1 protein-coding gene is annotated in these 654 nt (G+C 68.5%); it reads right to left on the bottom strand.

From position 1 onward, the window contains the following. Positions 1-654 (bottom strand): ACT domain-containing protein (locus tag TW83_RS17215; RefSeq protein ID WP_045984013.1); only part of this gene is annotated, 654 nt, incomplete at both ends.

The following is a 654-nucleotide window of genomic DNA, read 5'->3' on the forward strand; positions in this document are numbered from 1 at the left end:
GCTCGACCGGGTCGCTGACCAGGACACCGGTGCGGGGCAGGGCCTCGATGGCGTAGTCGATGGCCTCGGGCGTGGTCTTGTGGGTCACGACCAGGACTGGAACGCTCGCCGGGCTGTGCTGGCCGTACTGGCGCATCCGGTCGATTGAGATGCCGGCATCGCCCAGGACCGTAGCGACCTTGGCCAAGGCACCGGGTTTGTCCTGCAACTCCAGACGGATGTAATAGGCTGCAGGCACGGCCGTGCGGGCGGGCTGAGCCGCGGTCAGCGATCCGGCAGGCTGTCCGAAGACCGGCATGCGGACACCGCGCGCGATCTCGACGATGTCAGACATGACCGCGCTGGCGGTCGGGCCTTCGCCCGCGCCCGCGCCGCGCAGGACGATCTGGCCCACGCTGTCGCCCTCGATCACGACCATGTTGGTGCCGCCCACTAGCTGCCCCAGGGGGCTGTCGGCGGGCACCAAGCAGGGCGACATGCGCTGTTCAAGCCCGCGGGCGGTCATCTGCGCGACGCCCAGCAGCTTGATCCGGTAGCCCATGTCGCGGGCGCGGTGGATGTCGTCGATGCTGACGCGTTCGATGCCTTCGATCTCGACCGCGTCGAAGTTGACCTGGGTGCCGAAGGCGATCGACGACAGGATCGCCAGCTTGT

Origin of the sequence: Paracoccus sp. S4493, assembly GCF_000967735.1 — a bacterium.
GTDB classification, from domain to species: Bacteria; Pseudomonadota; Alphaproteobacteria; order Rhodobacterales; family Rhodobacteraceae; genus Paracoccus; species Paracoccus marcusii.